12 protein-coding genes are annotated in these 15,472 nt (G+C 70.4%); 10 read left to right on the plus strand and 2 right to left on the minus strand.

Going from position 1 to position 15,472, the window contains the following annotated elements:
• Positions 1-121 precede the first annotated feature (121 nt).
• Both N4G63_RS12215 and N4G63_RS12220 read right to left on the minus strand, forming a co-directional pair.
• Positions 122-1,156, minus strand: coding sequence for a response regulator (locus N4G63_RS12215; protein ID WP_314599738.1), 1,035 nt, complete (start codon positions 1,154-1,156; stop codon positions 122-124).
• Positions 1,157-1,172: 16 nt separating this feature from the next.
• Positions 1,173-4,718: an ATP-binding protein gene (locus tag N4G63_RS12220; RefSeq protein WP_260785761.1), complete on the minus strand. Its 3,546-nt coding sequence runs from the start codon at positions 4,716-4,718 to the stop codon at positions 1,173-1,175.
• 988 nt (positions 4,719-5,706) lie between these two features.
• On the opposite strand from N4G63_RS12220, the gene N4G63_RS12225 reads away from it, so the two are divergent.
• The 10 genes from N4G63_RS12225 to N4G63_RS12270 all read left to right on the plus strand — a co-directional run bounded on the left by N4G63_RS12225 (position 5,707) and on the right by N4G63_RS12270 (position 15,428).
• Positions 5,707-6,009 carry an urease subunit gamma gene (locus N4G63_RS12225; RefSeq protein WP_314599739.1) on the plus strand — a complete coding sequence of 101 codons (303 nt, stop codon included), beginning with the start codon at positions 5,707-5,709 and terminating at the stop codon, positions 6,007-6,009.
• 19 nt (positions 6,010-6,028) lie between these two features.
• Positions 6,029-6,202: a hypothetical protein gene (locus N4G63_RS12230; RefSeq protein ID WP_260785763.1), complete on the plus strand. Its 174-nt coding sequence runs from the start codon at positions 6,029-6,031 to the stop codon at positions 6,200-6,202.
• A gap of 23 nt (positions 6,203-6,225) precedes the next feature.
• On the plus strand, positions 6,226-6,531 hold the full coding sequence (locus N4G63_RS12235; protein ID WP_260785764.1) for an urease subunit beta: 306 nt from the start codon (positions 6,226-6,228) through the stop codon (positions 6,529-6,531).
• A complete protein-coding gene (gene ureC, locus N4G63_RS12240) occupies positions 6,531-8,270 on the plus strand; it encodes an urease subunit alpha (RefSeq protein ID WP_260785765.1) in 1,740 nt (579 codons plus the stop codon). Before N4G63_RS12235 ends, ureC begins: the two co-directional genes overlap by 1 nt.
• A 46-nt stretch (positions 8,271-8,316) precedes the next feature.
• Positions 8,317-9,033 (plus strand): urease accessory protein UreE, encoded by a 717-nt coding sequence (gene ureE / locus N4G63_RS12245; RefSeq protein WP_260785766.1) that lies wholly within the window; start codon positions 8,317-8,319, stop codon positions 9,031-9,033.
• Positions 9,034-9,046: 13 nt separating this feature from the next.
• The gene (locus N4G63_RS12250) at positions 9,047-9,763 is read left to right on the plus strand and encodes an urease accessory protein UreF (RefSeq protein WP_314599740.1); all 717 of its coding nucleotides are present in this window, start codon (positions 9,047-9,049) and stop codon (positions 9,761-9,763) included.
• Positions 9,764-10,010: 247 nt separating this feature from the next.
• Positions 10,011-10,655, plus strand: coding sequence for an urease accessory protein UreG (ureG, locus tag N4G63_RS12255; RefSeq protein ID WP_260785768.1), 645 nt, complete (start codon positions 10,011-10,013; stop codon positions 10,653-10,655).
• A 58-nt stretch (positions 10,656-10,713) separates the two neighbouring features.
• Positions 10,714-11,472, plus strand: a complete 759-nt coding sequence (gene serB, locus N4G63_RS12260; RefSeq protein ID WP_314599741.1) for a phosphoserine phosphatase SerB — start codon at positions 10,714-10,716, stop codon at positions 11,470-11,472.
• 360 nt (positions 11,473-11,832) lie between these two features.
• Entirely contained in the window at positions 11,833-13,758 is a 1,926-nt protein-coding gene (locus tag N4G63_RS12265; RefSeq protein WP_260785770.1) for a methyl-accepting chemotaxis protein, read from the plus strand.
• Between the two features lie 44 nt (positions 13,759-13,802).
• Entirely contained in the window at positions 13,803-15,428 is a 1,626-nt protein-coding gene (locus N4G63_RS12270; RefSeq protein WP_260785771.1) for a chemotaxis protein CheW, read from the plus strand.
• The last annotated feature ends 44 nt before the right edge of the window (positions 15,429-15,472 follow it).

Raw genomic sequence — 15,472 nt, forward strand, 5'->3', positions numbered from 1 at the left:
CGCTGAAGAAGTAACCCCCCCCGAAGCGCCTGCGGCGCCTCCCCCCGGGGGGGGGGGGCGCCGCCTTGGACCGGCGGAGCCGGATCCTTGGCGGCTGCTTGGTTCGGTGGGCGCTTTGCCGCTAGCCGAGCAATCTACCCAGCCGCTGCAGCACCATGCCTGCAGCGGCTGTTCTCGTTTCAACGCCCAGCTTCGGCAGGATGTGCTCCATGTGCTTGGTGATGGTGCGCGGGCTGGTGCCCAGGATGTCGCCGATGTCGCGGTTGGTCTTGCCCTTGGCCACCCAGTAGAGCACCTCGGCCTCGCGTGCGGTCACGCGAAAGGCCTGCACCATGGCGTCGATCAGCGCGGCGTCGTTGCTCTCGCTGGCCACGATCAGCCATTCGCCGTCGGCCGTGCCGGTGCTGTCGGGCGCGGCCTCGGCGGCGCCTTCGGCCGGCTCGCCCATGGCATGCAGCCTGAGCGTCAGGCGCCGGCCGGCGCGCGCACTCACCAGCGGCAGCACCGGCTCGGCGCCGGCCACGGCCGCCGCCCCCGGGCCGGGCAGCGCGGCCACGCTGCGGCGCAGCCAGTCGATCATCGGCGTGGGCGCATAGGGCCCGTCGCTGCCGAAGTGGTCGCGCAGCAGGCGGCGGGCCAGCGGCGTCTGCCACACCAGGCGGCCATCGTCGGCGCGCAGCACCAGGGTGGCATGGCCAAAGGCATCCAGCGCATTGCGCGCCTGGCGCTGGGCCTTGGCGGTCTGCAGGTGCGCGGCAATGCGCGCCAGCACCTCGCGTGGCTGGATCGGCTTGGTCACGTAGTCGGCGCCACCGGCGCCGAAGGCCGCCACCACATGCTCGGTCTCGGTGAGCGCGGTCATGAAGACGATCGGGATCGCCGCCGTCTCGGGCTCGGCCTTCAGCCGCCGCGCCACCTCGAAGCCATCCATGCCCGGCATCATCGCGTCGAGCAGCACGATGTCGGGCTGGGCCTGGCCGGCGCGCTGCAGCGCACTGGCCCCGTCGGTGGCCACCAGCACGGTGTAGCCGGCCTCGTCCAGTGCGTCGTGCAGCACGGCCAGGTTGTCGGGCTGGTCGTCGACGATCAGCACCACGTCGCCCTCGGGCGTGACCACGCCGGCGCTGGCAAAAAATTCGGGGTCCTGCGGGTTCATGCGGCCGCCATTGTCGTCATGCCGCGCGCGCCAGCGCCGCATGCACGATCTGCTGCACGCTGTCGAACTGGAAGCGCCCGGCCAGCGCACGCAGCTGGGCCACGAAGCCGGCGCTGGCCGGGTGCGCGGCCTCGATGGCATCGAGCTTCTTCTGGATGCCGCGAAGGTAGCCCAGGCGCACCAGGTCGTCGAGCGCGCGCAAGGCCTCGGCCGGCGGTGGCACCAGCAGCGCGGCGGCGGTGGATTCAACGCCCGGCTCGCCCGCGGTCTCGGGCGCGCTGACCCAGTCGATGCCCAGCCGGCGCTGCAGCCAGTGCAGCAGCTCGGGCATGCGCACCGGCTTGACCAGAAAGTCCTGCGGCGTGATGCCCAGATCGTTCTCGAGCCCTTTGTCGAAGGCGTTGGCCGAGACGATGGCCACCGGCGCGTCGCTCAAGGCCTGCTCGCGCAGCCGGCGCAGCGTGGCCCAGCCGTCGATGCCGGGCATGGCCAGATCCAGGAAGATGGCCTGCACCGGCTCGCGCGCCAGCAGGGCCAGCGCCTCCTCGCCCGAAGCCGCCTGGCGCAGCGTGAAGCCCAGCGGCGCCAGGCGGTCGGCCACCAGGCGGCGGTCGGCCTCCTCGTTGTCGACCACCAGCAGGTGGCGGCGCGGGCCGCGGTAGCCCACCGGGCGGCGGCTGTGGGCCAGTGCGCCGGCGGCCTCGGCGGCGGCATCGCTGCGCAACTCGGGCAGGTACAGGCGCACGGTGAAGCGGGTGCCCTGCCCCGGCGTGCTGTCCACCGTCATCTCGCCGCCCATCAGCTCGGTGAGCATGCGGGCGATGGTCAGGCCCAGGCCAGTGCCGCCGGCGGCATTTCCACCGGCCGCGCTGCCGCGCTGGAAGGGCTCGAACACGCGCTGCAGCTCGTCGGCGCCCATGCCGGGGCCGGTGTCGGCGATCTCGAAGCGCGCCATCTCGCGCCCGTAGTCGACGCGAAAGCGCACTTCGCCGGCGCGGGTGAACTTCACCGCGTTGCCCAGCAGGTTGATGAGGATCTGGCGCAGCCGTTTTTCATCGGCGCGCACCAGCGCCGGCAGCGTGCCGCTGCGGGTGTGCACGAAGCGCAGGCCGCGCGCCACGGCCTGCGGCTCGATCAGGTGGGCCAGCTCGTCCAGGCCTTCGGCAAAGCGCATCGGCGCCACCTCGAGCGCCAGGCGGCCGCTCTCGATGCGGGCGATGTCCAGCGTGCCCTCGATCAGGCTCAGCAGGTGGTCGCCACCGCGGCGGATGACCTTCACCGCATCACGCCGGTGGCTGGGGATGGCGGGGTCGTCCTCCAGCAGCTGGGCATAGCCCAGGATGCCGTTGAGCGGCGTGCGCAGCTCGTGGCTGATGGTGGTGATGTAGCGGCTCTTGGCCTGGTTGGCCGCGTCGGCGCTGGCCTTGGCCTGCTGCAGCTGCGCGTCGGTGCGGCGGTGCGATTCGATCTCGTGGCGCAGCGTAATGGCCTGGCGGTGCAGGGCCTGGGTCTGGCGCCGGCTTTCCTGCTGCGCCGCCTCGCGGCTGCGGTGCGCCAGCACCAGCCACCAGCAGGCCATGCCGGCCATCAGCGCCACCACGAAGAACACCTGCAGCAGGCCGCCGCGCAGCAGCTGCAGCAGCGGCGCCACGGCCTCGCCGTCCAGCGCCGCGTTGCCGGCCAGCGAGCGCTGGCCCAGCGCATACAGCAGGCCGAACATCAGGCTCAGCACCGGCAGCACCAGGGCCAGCAGCAGCAGGTAGTCGGCCAGGCCACGGCGCAGCATGGGCACGGCCGCCGCGGGCAGCAGGCGCTCGAGCAGCCGCCCCCATTGCCAGGCCAGGCGGCCCTGGGGTTTGCACAGGTCGTCGCAGCGCGCATCGAGCGTGCAGCACAGGCTGCAGATCAGGCCGCCATAGGCCGGGCAGGCGGCCATGTCCTCGGGCTCGTAGTCGCGCTCGCACACCACGCAGCGGCGCTGCGCCACGCTGCCCAGGTAGCTGCCAGGGGCCGCGGCGGCGGTGGCGGCGCCCTCGGCCGCGGCAGCGTTGGCGGCGTCCTCGGCCACGGCCAGTGCACGGGCGGCGCGGGTGCGCCGCGCGATGTAGAAGCGCCCGCCGGTGGCCCAGGCGATCAGCGGCGAGCTCAGCATCGCCACCACCAGGGCCACCATCGCCGAGAAGGCCTGCGCCAGCGGCCCGAACGCGCCCAGGTGCGCCGCCACGCTGGCCAGCGAGGCGATCAGCATCGCGCCCACGCCCACCGGGTTGATGTCGTGCAGGTGGGCGCGCCGAAACTCGATGCCCGGCGGCGACAGGCCCAGCGGCTTGTTGATCACCAGATCAGCCACCACGGCCATGATCCAGGCGATGGCGATGTTGCTGAACAGGCCCAGCACATGGCTGAGCGCCTGGAACACGTTCATCTCCATCAGCACCAGCGCGATGGCGGTGTTGAACACCACCCACACCACGCGGCCCGGGTGGCTGTGGGTCACGCGCGAGAAGAAGTTGCTCCAGGCCAGGCTGCCGGCATAGGCATTGGTGACGTTGATCTTGAGCTGCGACACCAGCACGAACAGCGCGGTGGCCGCCACTGCCCAGCTGTAGTTCGGAAACACGTACTCCCAGGCCGCCAGGTACATCTGGTTGGGATCAACCGCACGCTCGGCCGGCACCATGTGCTGCAGCGCCAGCCAGGCCAGCACCACGCCGGCCAGCATCTTGGCCACGCCCACGATCACCCAGCCCGGCCCGCCCAGCAGCGTGCCGGCCCACCAGCGCCAGGCACGGCCGGGCTTCTTCTCGGGCATGAAGCGCAGGTAGTCGGCCTGCTCGCCCATCTGCGTGATCAACGCAATGCCCACGGTCAGCGCGGCGCCAAAGTCGAGCCAGGCAAAGCCCGCCTCGCCACTGACCCCGGCCGACTGGGTGAGCCCCGCCAGCTCGGGCGGCGGGCGCAGCACCAGCACCGCAAAGGGCAGCACCAGCAGCAGCAGCCACAGCGGCTGGGTCCACACCTGCAGCCGGCTGATCACCGTGACGCCATGGGTGACCAGCGGAATGACCACCAGCGCGCACAAGCCGTAGCCCCAGGCCGGCGGGATGTCGAAGGCCAGCTCCAGCGCATAGGCCATCACCGCGGCCTCGAGGGCAAAGAAGATGAAGGTGAAGCTGGCGTAGATCAGGCTGGTGATGGTGCTGCCCAGGTAGCCAAACCCGGCCCCGCGGGTGAGCAGATCCATGTCGACCCCGTAGCGCGCGGCGTACACGCTGATCGGCAGGCCGGCCATGAAGATGATCAGCCCGGTGGCCAAAATCGCCAGCACCGCATTCAGGAACCCGTGCTGCACCAGCAGGGTGGCCCCCACGGCCTCGAGGATCAGGAACGAGGCCGCGCCAAAGGCGGTATTGGCCACCCGCCACTCGCTCCACTTGCGAAAGGCCCGCGGCGTGAATCGCAACGCATAGTCCTCCAGCGTCTCGCTGGCCACCCAGCGGTTGTAGTCACGTCGAAAGGTGACCACCTGCTGGGGTGGCGCGACGGGCGGGGCTGGATGCATGCCCTTGCCCCATCAAGATTCGCACCCGCACTGGGGAGGTGCCTTTTGCGATTGACGCACCGCTTTGGGATTGTTGATGTGCTTGTTTGGTGCCTTATCGACTTTGTGCATTGGCGTGGTGCATGGCGCTTGCTGCGAGGGGAACGCTGCGCGGGGATGCTTCCTGGGGATCGGGGTTGCGGTTGGGTTAAGTCGGGGTGGATCGCGCTGGCGAGGGCTGGCGCGTGGCCAAGGGCGCCGGGTGGCCGGCTGGCTCCGTGTCCCCCGCCCTGCGGCTCGCGCCGCACGGCTCCTCCTTTCCCTGCGCCAGCCGGCCACCCGGCGCCCTTGGCCCGATGCATTGCCGCCCGCGCTGAAGCCGCGACACGCAGCACCGCGGCCAAGCACAGGTGCGGCAGTGCCGTCACCACGCCTCGCTGCCCTGCTGCCCCACCGCTTCACCGCTTCACCGCTTCACCGCCTCACGGGCTCACCGACTGACTGACTGCCCCAATTGCCTCAACTGCCCCGCAACAGCCCGCTGCCTGTGCCTGCGCTCCTCGCACCGCGCACTGTGTCTGCCTCGGGGCGGCCGGGCCTGCGGTGGGGCTCAACTGCTGGGCCCACCGCTGCGCGGCGGGCTTCCCTGCGCTGCTCAGCCAGGCGGCTTGTGCGGCGCAACTCCCTTCGCTCGCTCACGCTCGCTAGCGAGCGTGAGCGAGCGAAGGGAGTTGCGCCGCACAAGCCGCCTGGCTGAGCAGCGCAGGGAAGCCCGCCGCGCAGCGGTGGGCCCAGCAGTTGAGCCCCACCGCAGGCCCGGCCGCCCCGAGGCCGCTCGATCCCCGCAAGCCACCCGAAAGCGATCCGAAAGCGATCCGAAAGCCACCCGCAAGCCCCCACCACACCAGGCAAGCACCCGGGCCAACCACGCCAGCAAAGCAAACCAGCCAAGCCCAATACCCAAAGCCGGCAAGAATCACATGGCACCGAACATGCAGAGCACGCCACCATGGACCTGACCCCGCGCGAGAAAGACAAGCTGTTGATCTTCACCGCCGCCTTGCTGGCCGAGCGGCGCAAGGCCCGGGGCCTGAAGCTCAACCATCCGGAGGCCGTGGCGCTGATCACCGCCGCCATCATGGAAGGCGCCCGCGACGGCAAGACCGTGGCGCAGCTGATGAGCGAGGGCAAGACCGTGCTCGGCCGCAGCGACGTGATGGAGGGGGTGGCCGAGATGGTGCCCGAGATCCAGGTCGAAGCCACCTTCCCCGACGGCACCAAACTGGTGACCGTGCACCAACCCATTGCTTGACAAGTCAGCGAGCTGCACCATGCTGAAGCATTATTCCGCCGCCAGTCTGCTGGTCTGCACCACGATGGCCGCCTGGGCCCATGAAGGCCATGGCCAAACCGCCATCAGCCACTGGCACGCGGACGACGCCCTGCTGTGGCTGGCCGGCGTGGCCGTGGCCGCCGCGCTGTACATGGGCAGCCGCCGCCGCTGAATGACCACCTGGAGCTGCTGCGCATGATTCCTGGCGAACTGCTCACCGACGCCGGCGAGCTTGAACTCAACCCCGGCCGCCGCACCCTCACCGTGACGGTGCAAAACAGCGGCGACCGGCCCATCCAGGTGGGCAGCCACTACCACTTTGCCGAAACCAATGCCGCGCTGCAGTTTGACCGCGAGCCCACCCGCGGCATGCGCCTGAACATCGCCAGCGGCACGGCCGTGCGCTTCGAGCCCGGCCAGCAGCGCACCGTGGAACTCGTGGACTACTCGGGCAACCGCACGGTCTACGGCTTTCGCGGCCTGGTGCAAGGAAAACTCTGATGGCAACGATTCCCCGCCGGGCCTATGCCGAGATGTTCGGCCCCACCGTGGGCGACCGCCTGCGCCTGGCCGACACCGGCCTGGTGCTCGAGATCGAGGATGACCTGACCCTGCGCGCCGGCGGCTATGGCGAAGAGGTCAAGTTCGGCGGCGGCAAGACCATCCGCGACGGCATGGGCCAGAGCCAGGTGCCCAACGGCCCGGGTTCGCGCGAGGCCTGCGACCTGGTCATCACCAATGCCGTGATCGTTGACCATTGGGGCATCGTCAAGGCCGACATCGGCATCAAGGGCTCGCGCATCGTCGGCATCGGCAAGGCCGGCAACCCCGATGTGCAGCCGGGCATCGACCTGGTGATCGGCCCCGGCACCGAAATTCTCTCGGCCGAAGGCATGATCGTCACCGCCGGCGGCATCGACAGCCACATCCACTTCATCTGCCCGCAGCAGATCGAAGAGGCGCTGATGTCGGGCGTGACCACCATGCTGGGCGGCGGCACCGGGCCGGCCACCGGCACCTTTGCCACCACCTGCACGCCGGGGCCCGAGAACATCCGCCGCATGCTGCTGGCAGCCGAGGCCTTTCCGATGAACCTGGGCTTCCTGGGCAAGGGCAACGCCAGCCGGCCCGAGGCCCTGCTGCAGCAGATCGAGGCCGGCGCCATCGGCCTGAAGCTGCATGAAGACTGGGGCACCACGCCGAGCGCCATCGACAGCTGCCTGGGCGTGGCCGAGACCACCGATACCCAGGTATCGATCCACTCCGATACGCTCAACGAGAGCGGCTTCGTCGAAGACACCGTGGCCGCCACCAAAGGCCGCACGTTGTGCGCCTTTCACACCGAGGGCGCGGGCGGCGGCCATGCACCCGACATCCTGCGCGTGGTGGGCGAGGCCAACTTCCTGCCTAGCAGCACCAACCCGACGATGCCCTACACCGCCAACACGGTGGACGAGCACCTCGACATGCTGATGGTCTGCCACCACCTCGATGCCGGCATCGCCGAGGACCTGGCCTTCGCTGAAAGCCGCATCCGCCGCGAGACCATCGCCGCCGAGGACGTGCTGCACGACCTGGGCGCCATCAGCATGATGAGCAGCGACAGCCAGGCCATGGGCCGTGTGGGCGAGGTCATCATCCGCACTTGGCAGACGGCGCACAAGATGAAGGCCCAGCGCGGCGCACTGGCCGGGCCCGATGGCGTGGCCAGCGAGCGCCACGACAACTTCCGCATCAAGCGCTACATCGCCAAGTACACGATCAACCCGGCGCTGGCCAACGGCATCGCGCACGAGGTCGGCTCGATCCGCTCGGGCAAGTGGGCCGACCTGGTGCTGTGGCGTCCGGCCTTCTTCGGCGTCAAGCCCAGCATCATCGTCAAGGGCGGCTTCATCGCCGCGGCGGCCATGGGCGATCCCAACGCCAGCATTCCCACACCGCAGCCAGTGCACTACCGGCCGATGTTCGGCAGCTTCGGCAAGGCCGTGGGCACCGGCTCGATCAGCTTCGTCAGCCGCTCGGCGCTGGCCAGCGGCGTGGCCGGGAGCTACGGCCTGAGCCGCCATCTCGCGGCCGTGCGCGACTGCCGCACGGTGAAAAAGACCGACATGCTGCTCAACAGCGCCATGCCGAAGATGGAGATCGACGCCCAGACCTACGAGGTGCGCGCCGACGGCCAGTTGCTCACCTGCGAGCCCGCCACCGTGCTGCCGCTGGCGCAGCGCTACTTCCTGTTCTGAGACCCCAGCGGCAGCGGCGCCGCGCCGCAGCCGCGACAATGGCGCCATGCTCACCGTCAACAAACTCATCGCCCAGGGCCGCGGCCTGGCCAGCGTGCTGGTCAAGCGCGCCGCCAGTGTTGAACTGGATTGGGATCTGCGGCAGAAAAGCCGCTTCGAGGCCACCGACAGCCAGGGCCGCCAGCTCGGCGTGTTTCTGCCGCGCGGCACCGTGGTGCGCGGTGGCGACATGCTGCTGGCCGACGACGGCTCGCTGGTGCTGGTGAAGGCTGCTGCGCAGCCGGTGCTGGTGGTGCGCCACTGCGCCGAGCACGGCACGCCCTTCGACCTGCTGCGCGCCGCCTACCACCTGGGCAACCGCCACGTTGCGCTCGAGCTGCGGCCCGACCACCTGAAACTCGAACCCGACCATGTGCTGGCCGACATGCTGCGCCAGCAGCACCTGATCGTCAGCGCGTCGAACGAGGCCTTCGAGCCCGAAGCCGGCGCCTATGGCGGCGGCCACGGGCATGGGCACGGCCATGGCCACGATCACGATCACGACCATGCCCACGCCCAGCCGCAGGCGGCCCCGGCCACGCCGCCCCAGGGCCGCGCGGCGCTGGCGGCCATTGCCGTGAGCGCCGCGCCGGTGCCGCATGTGCACGGCCCGGGCTGCGGGCACGACCATGGCCACGACCATGGGCAGGGCCACGACCATGGGCAGGGCCACGACCACGGCCACGGTCATGTCCACGGCCCCGGCTGCCAGCACGGGCACTGAGCCACTGCCGCCGATGCGCCACCGCCCCGCGGCCGCGCCGCTGCCCGCGGCGGCCCTGCTGCAGCTGATGTGGCTGGCCTCGCCGGCCCTGCCGGTGGGCGGCTTCAGTTATTCGGAAGGCCTGGAGACCGCGGTCGACCAGGGCCATGTGGCCAACGAGGCCGATGCCGGCCGCTGGCTGCACGACCAGCTGGCGCTGGTGCTGGGCCGCGCCGACGGGCCATTGCTGGCCTCGGCCTGGCGCGCCTGGCAGCGCCACGATGCCGCGCGCATCGGCGAGCTCAACGACTGGTTCGTGCGCACGCGCGAAAGCAGCGAGCTGCGCCAGCAGGCCGAGCAGATGGGCCGCTCGCTCACCGACTGGCTGCGCCAGCGCCACCCCGGCGATGCCCGCGTGGCCACGCTGGCCGCGCTGGCCCCCGCCCCCACCTGGCCGCTGGCCTTTGCGCTGGCCGCGGCCGCCACCGGCGCGCCGCTGCGCGAGGCGCTGCTGGCCTTCGGCTTTGGCTGGTGCGAAAACATGGTGCAGGCCGCGATCAAGGCCGTGCCGCTGGGCCAGAGTGCCGGCCAGCGCCTGCTGGGCCACCTGGCCCAGACCCTACCCGGCACGGTGGACCAGGCCATCGCCACCGCCCGCCTGGGCGATGCCGGGCGCTTTGGCTTCACGCCCATGCTGGCCATCCTGTCGGCGCGGCACGAGGCGCAGTACTCGCGGCTGTTCCGCTCCTGAGCCAGCACGCCGGGTACACGGCGGCAACATTGCGCAAGCTGCCAGCAACCGGGGGCGCCGAAGATCCATCTCGCGCACCCCGGGGCCGTCCTCCCCCGGTTTTGGCGGCTTCTGCCTGGGCCTCCTCCCTCCTCCCTCCTGTCTCTTGCAGGAACGCCATGTCCGGGGTGCGCAACTTCTTCCAGCCTGGCTCGAACGGCGGCACGATCGTTGCTGGTGCATGTGCACCGTTTTCAAGCACCCTGCCATGACCGCCTTGCACGCCATCCCCCGTCGCACCAAGAAACTGCCGCCGCTGCGCGTGGGCGTGGGCGGGCCGGTGGGCTCGGGCAAGACCACCCTGCTGGAGATGCTGTGCAAGACCATGCGCCAGCGCTGGGACCTGGTGGTCGTCACCAACGACATCTACACCAAGGAAGACCAGCGCCTGCTCACCGTGGCCGGCGCACTCGACCCCGAACGCATCATGGGCGTGGAGACCGGCGGCTGCCCGCACACTGCCATCCGCGAAGACGCGTCGATCAACCTCGAGGCGGTCGACCGCATGCTGGCCAGGTTTCCCGAGGCCGACATCGTGTTCATCGAGAGCGGCGGCGACAACCTGGCCGCCACCTTCAGCCCCGAGCTGAGCGACCTCACCATCTACGTGATCGACGTGGCGGCCGGCGAGAAGATTCCGCGCAAGGGCGGCCCCGGCATCACCAAGAGCGACCTGTTCGTGATCAACAAGACCGACCTGGCGCCCTATGTCGGCGCCGACCTGTCGGTGATGGAGGCCGACACGAAACGCATGCGCCCCAACAAGCCCTATGTGATGAGCAACCTGCGCACCCAGGCCGGCCTGGCCGAGGTGGTGGACTTCATCGAGCGCAAGGGCCTGCTGCTGGCCTGAGTGACCATGCGGCGGGCGCCGCTGGCGCGGCAGCGCCGCGGGTAACATGCGCGCCGCCATGCCTGACCACGCCCCCGCCACGCCCGCCGCCCCCGCCACGCCGCCTGCGGCGCACGAGTTCGCCCCCGGTCTGTTCGTGCGCGGCCTGACGCCGCCGCTGCGCCTGGCCGATTACCGGCTGGTGGCCTTCGACATGGATTCCACGCTGATCAACATCGAGTGCGTGGACGAGATCGCCGCTGCCGCCGGCCGCCGCGACGAGGTGGCCGAGATCACCGAAGCCGCGATGCGCGGCGAGATCACCGACTACAAGGACAGCCTGCGCCGCCGCGTGGCGCTGTTGGCCGGCGTGCCGGTGAGCGCGCTGCAGCAGGTGGTGGACGAGCGCCTGCAGCTCAACCCCGGGGTCGAGACCTTTGTGCGCGCCTGCCAGGCGGCCGGGCTCAAGACCCTGCTGGTCTCGGGCGGCTTCACCTTCTTCAGCGAGCGCGTGCGCGAGCGCCTGGGCCTCGACTTTGCCCGCGCCAACACGCTGGGCGTCTACAACGGCCGGCTCACCGGCACCTTGCAAGACCGGCCCTGGGGCGACATCTGCGACGGCGCCGAAAAGCGCCGCGTGCTGCTCGAGGTGTGCGAGCTGATGGGCATCGACAGCCGCCAGGCCATCGCCGTGGGCGATGGCGCAAACGACCTGCCGATGATGGGCGCAGCCGGGTTGTCGATCGGCTTCCACGGCAAGCCCGCCGTGCGCGAGCAGGCCATGGTGTCGATCGAGGCCGGCGGCATGGACCGCGCGCTGGCGCTGTTCGGCGCCTGAGCCGGCCCGTCCGACGCCGGCGGTCCACCCGTCCATCCCCGAGGCTGGGGGCCGCACGCCAGGCATCCGTGAAATTTGGCAGACGCCAATTCGGTTTTATCATTTAGGCCGGATTTGGTGGCGCTGAGATGCGGAATTTGACGCATCGGCAAATCGCCATCGGTCGTCAAATTCGTTCCGCTCTCGACGCCAAGGCGAGCAGCGCGCCGGTGATGTCTCCAGCGGTATGGAACGACTCCCGGCCCCCAGCAGTGCGCCAGCGGCACGTGCAGTACCCCCTCGAGAGTCGGCAATCCGGACGTCCCGGATGCGCGCGACATCTGAGCCCCCATGCGCTCGTCGCCCCGAGGAGGTACTTTCATGTCTTTGGTGATGAAGAACCGCGGCCCGGCCGCTGAACAAGCCGCTCCCGTGGTCGCCAAGGGTCTGACCAAGACCATGACCCGCGACGCCGAAGCCAACCGCAAGCGCGCGCGCACCCTGGCCAAGCAGCAGCAGGCCGCCGAGCGTGTGGCCGCCGCGTCCACCGAGCTGTCGGCCGGCATCAACGAGGCCGCCTCGGCCGCCGAGGAGCTCAAGCGCGCCTCCGACCAGATCGCCAGCGGCGCCGAAGAAGCCTCGGGGGCGGCGCAGGAGAGCCTGGCCGCCGTCACCCAGGTGTCGGGCGCCATCACCCGCCAGCTCAACTCGGCCACCGCCGCCCAGACCAAGGCCGAGGGCATGCAGAGCCTGGCCGGCCGCATCAACCACGAGGTGCAGACCACGGTCAGCAATGTCGGCGTGGCCGCCAAGCGCCAGGCCGAGAGCGTGAAGATGGTGGCCGAACTCGAGCGCCAGGCCGCCAGCATCGGCGACATCGTCAAGGCCGTGGCCCGCATCGCCGACCAGACCAACCTGCTGGCCCTCAATGCCGCCATCGAGGCCGCCCGCGCCGGCCAGCACGGCAAGGGCTTTGCGGTGGTGGCCGACGAGGTGCGCACCCTGGCCGAGACCAGCGAGAAGAGCGCCAAGCAGATCCAGGACCTGGTGGGCCAGATCCAGGGCGAGGTCAAGGGCATCGCCAGCGGCATCAACGACGCCGCCGAGGCGATCCAGACCGAGGTCGAGAAGAGCGACGTCATCCTGCGCCAACTGGTGCAGATCCGCACCGATGCGGCCGAGATCGTGGCCGGCGCCGGCGAGATTGCCGCCGCCGCGCAGCAAAGCCAGGTGGCCGCGCAGCAGGCGCTCAAGGGCAGCGAGCAGATCGCCGCCGCCGCGCAGGAGCAGAGCTCGGCCGCCGAGGAGGCCGCCAAGACCGTGCAGGAGCAAAGCACCGCGCTGGCCGAATGCGAGCAGACCGCGCAGACCCTGTCCGACCTGGCCGATGACCTGAAGAACAGCAGCGACATCGGCAAGAGCGCCGAGGAAGTGGCCTCGTCGGCCGAGGAGCTGAGCAGCGCCGTCAACGAGATCAACCGCTCGGCCGCGCAGATCATGACCGCGCTGGAGCAGATCCGCCGCGGCTCGCAGCAGCAGGCGGCCGCGGCCACCGAATCGGCCGCCGCCGTGGCCCAGATCGAGAAGGGTGCTCAGATTGCCGAGCAGCGCGCCAGCACCGGCCGCGACAAGGCCCGCTCGATCAAGCAGCTGATGGCCGAGAACAAGGCCCACATCGACAGCCTGGTGGCCAGCATCTCCGGCGGCGTGGAATCCACCCGCGGCAGCGCGCAGCAGATCAAGGAGCTCGAGCTGGTGAGCCGGCGCATCGACAAGATCGTCGACGCCATCACCCAGGTCAGCATCCAGACCAACATGCTGGCCGTCAACGGCAGCATCGAGGCCGCCCGCGCCGGCGAATACGGCAAGGGCTTCGTGGTGGTGGCCACCGACATCCGCAACCTGGCCCACGACTCGGCCGAGAACGCCGACCGCATCAAGGATCTGGTCAAGGGCATCCAGGACCAGATCGGCGCCGTGGGCCGCGACCTGGGCGAGATCATGGGCGCGGCGCTGGGCGAGGTGGAAAAGGCCAAGACCATCACCGCCAACCTGCTGAGCATGGAGGCCGACATCGAGTCGGTCGAGAAGGGCAACGTCGAGGCGGTGAACGCCTCGCAGGAGATCGTCACCGCGATCGGCCAGGTCAAGGTGGGCGTCGACCAGGTCAGCGCCGCCGCGCAGCAGGCCGAGAAGGCCGCCGAGCAGGCCGCCGCCGCCGCCAAGCAGCAGGCCCAGGGCTCGGAGGAGCTGAGCGCCGCTATCGAGGAGATCGCCTCGCTGGCCGACGAGCTGCAAAGCAACTGAGCCGCTCACCCGCCCTGCCCTCTACCCTGTGAAGGAGGTGTGCCGTGAGCGACACCCTAGAAGCGCCTGAGCGCCAGGCGGCGGCCGACGCCGCTGCCAACGCCGCGCAGGACAAGCAGTTCGTGACCTTCTGCGTCGCGGGCGAGATGTTCGCGGTGCCGATGGCGCCGGTGCAGGAAATCATCCGCGTGCCCGATGTGGCCCGCCTGCCGCTGGCCCCGCCGGCGCTGGACGGCCTGGCCAACCTGCGTGGCCGGGTGCTGCCGATCATGAACCTGCGCCGGCTGTTCAACACCGAGGAGCTGGCCCACGACGACGCCACCCGGGCGCTGGTGATCAACCTGGGCCAGCCGCTGGGCTTTGTGGTCGACCGCGTGGCCAGCGTGCTGAGCGTCGAGCCTGGCGAGATCGAGACCGCGCAGGCCATCCAGAGCATCGTGCAGGCCGAGTACCTGACCGGCGTGATCAACCGCCGCGGCAGCGCCGGTGAGCACCAGCTGATGCTGGTGCTCGACTTCCAGCGGCTGGTGGATGACCAGTTCGCCGGCATGGCCGGCGGCGGCGCGGTGGGCAGCGGCAGCCTGGCCCAGGAGACCCGCGGCGAGGCCCCGGCCGATGCCGCCGCCGCCGACGAGCTGCGCCTGGTCAGCTTCACCGTGTGCGAGCAGGAGTACGCGATCGACATCGCCGACGTGCAGGAGATCGTGCAGCTGCCCTCGCAGATCACCGCCGTGCCCAACACGCCGCGCCATGTGCTGGGCCTGATCTCGCTGCGCCAGCGCCTGCTGCCGCTGGTGAGCCTGCGCAGCCTGTTCGGCCTGGCCCGTGCCGACATGGACGAGCACCACCGCATCGTGGTGGTGTCGGTGCCCGGCGGCGGCCAGGTGGGCCTGGTCACCGACTCGGTCAAGGAAGTGCTCAGCGTGCCGCGCGCCCAGGCCGACGCCATGCCCGGCGCCTTGTCGCGCGACGGCGCGCTGCAGGAGTTCGAGTCGATCTGCCGGCTCGACAACGGCAAGCGCCTGGTCTCGATCATCGCCACCGAGCGCCTGCTGGGCATGCAGGCCATCCGCGATGCGGTGAGCGCCGCCGGCGACGCCGCATCCATCAACGCCCGCAAACAGGACGCCGACATGAGCACCCAGCAGCAGCGCCAGAACGGTGGCGACGACGACATGCAGGTGGTGATCTTCCGCCTGGGCGCCGAGGAGTTCGGCGTGCCGATCATGAGCGTGCAGGAGATCGTGCGCGTGCCCGAGGTGCTGACCCGGGTGCCCAAGACGCCGCGCTTCGTCGAGGGCGTGATCAACCTGCGCGGCACGGTGCTGCCGGTGATCGACCAGCGCACCCGCCTGGGCATGGACGCCATCGAGCGCAACGACCGCCAGCGCATCATGGTCTACACCCTCGGCGGCCTGCGCACCGGCTTCATCGTCGACAGCGTGGCCGAGGTGCTGCGCATCGGCCGCGGCCACATCGAGCCGGCACCCGCGCTGAGCGACGAGCAGGGCCGCCTGATCACCGAGGTGGCCAAGCTCGACAGCGACAAGCGCCTGGTGATGCTGATCGATCCCAGCCAACTGCTCGGTGCGCGCGAGCGCAGCGCCATGGAAGGCCTGCTCGATGCCGACGCCGGCCCGCGCGAGCTGCCACTGGCACGCGCCGCCTGACGGCCTGGCGCCCGAGCCATCCACCCGGCCAACCCACGAGAACG

The organism is Aquabacterium sp. OR-4 (assembly GCF_025290835.2).
GTDB lineage: Bacteria > Pseudomonadota > Gammaproteobacteria > Burkholderiales > Burkholderiaceae_C > Pseudaquabacterium.

What these genes read in the sequence shown, in the direction of transcription:
- N4G63_RS12215 (WP_314599738.1), bottom strand. Translation starts at nt 1,156, where the DNA reads ATGAACCCGCAGGACCCCGAATTTTTTGCCAGCGCCGGCGTGGTCACG.
- N4G63_RS12220 (WP_260785761.1), bottom strand. Translation starts at nt 4,718, where the DNA reads ATGCATCCAGCCCCGCCCGTCGCGCCACCCCAGCAGGTGGTCACCTTT.
- N4G63_RS12225 (WP_314599739.1), top strand. Translation starts at nt 5,707, where the DNA reads ATGGACCTGACCCCGCGCGAGAAAGACAAGCTGTTGATCTTCACCGCC.
- N4G63_RS12230 (WP_260785763.1), top strand. Translation starts at nt 6,029, where the DNA reads ATGCTGAAGCATTATTCCGCCGCCAGTCTGCTGGTCTGCACCACGATG.
- N4G63_RS12235 (WP_260785764.1), top strand. Translation starts at nt 6,226, where the DNA reads ATGATTCCTGGCGAACTGCTCACCGACGCCGGCGAGCTTGAACTCAAC.
- ureC (WP_260785765.1), top strand. Translation starts at nt 6,531, where the DNA reads ATGGCAACGATTCCCCGCCGGGCCTATGCCGAGATGTTCGGCCCCACC.
- ureE (WP_260785766.1), top strand. Translation starts at nt 8,317, where the DNA reads ATGCTCACCGTCAACAAACTCATCGCCCAGGGCCGCGGCCTGGCCAGC.
- N4G63_RS12250 (WP_314599740.1), top strand. Translation starts at nt 9,047, where the DNA reads ATGCGCCACCGCCCCGCGGCCGCGCCGCTGCCCGCGGCGGCCCTGCTG.
- ureG (WP_260785768.1), top strand. Translation starts at nt 10,011, where the DNA reads ATGACCGCCTTGCACGCCATCCCCCGTCGCACCAAGAAACTGCCGCCG.
- serB (WP_314599741.1), top strand. Translation starts at nt 10,714, where the DNA reads ATGCCTGACCACGCCCCCGCCACGCCCGCCGCCCCCGCCACGCCGCCT.
- N4G63_RS12265 (WP_260785770.1), top strand. Translation starts at nt 11,833, where the DNA reads ATGTCTTTGGTGATGAAGAACCGCGGCCCGGCCGCTGAACAAGCCGCT.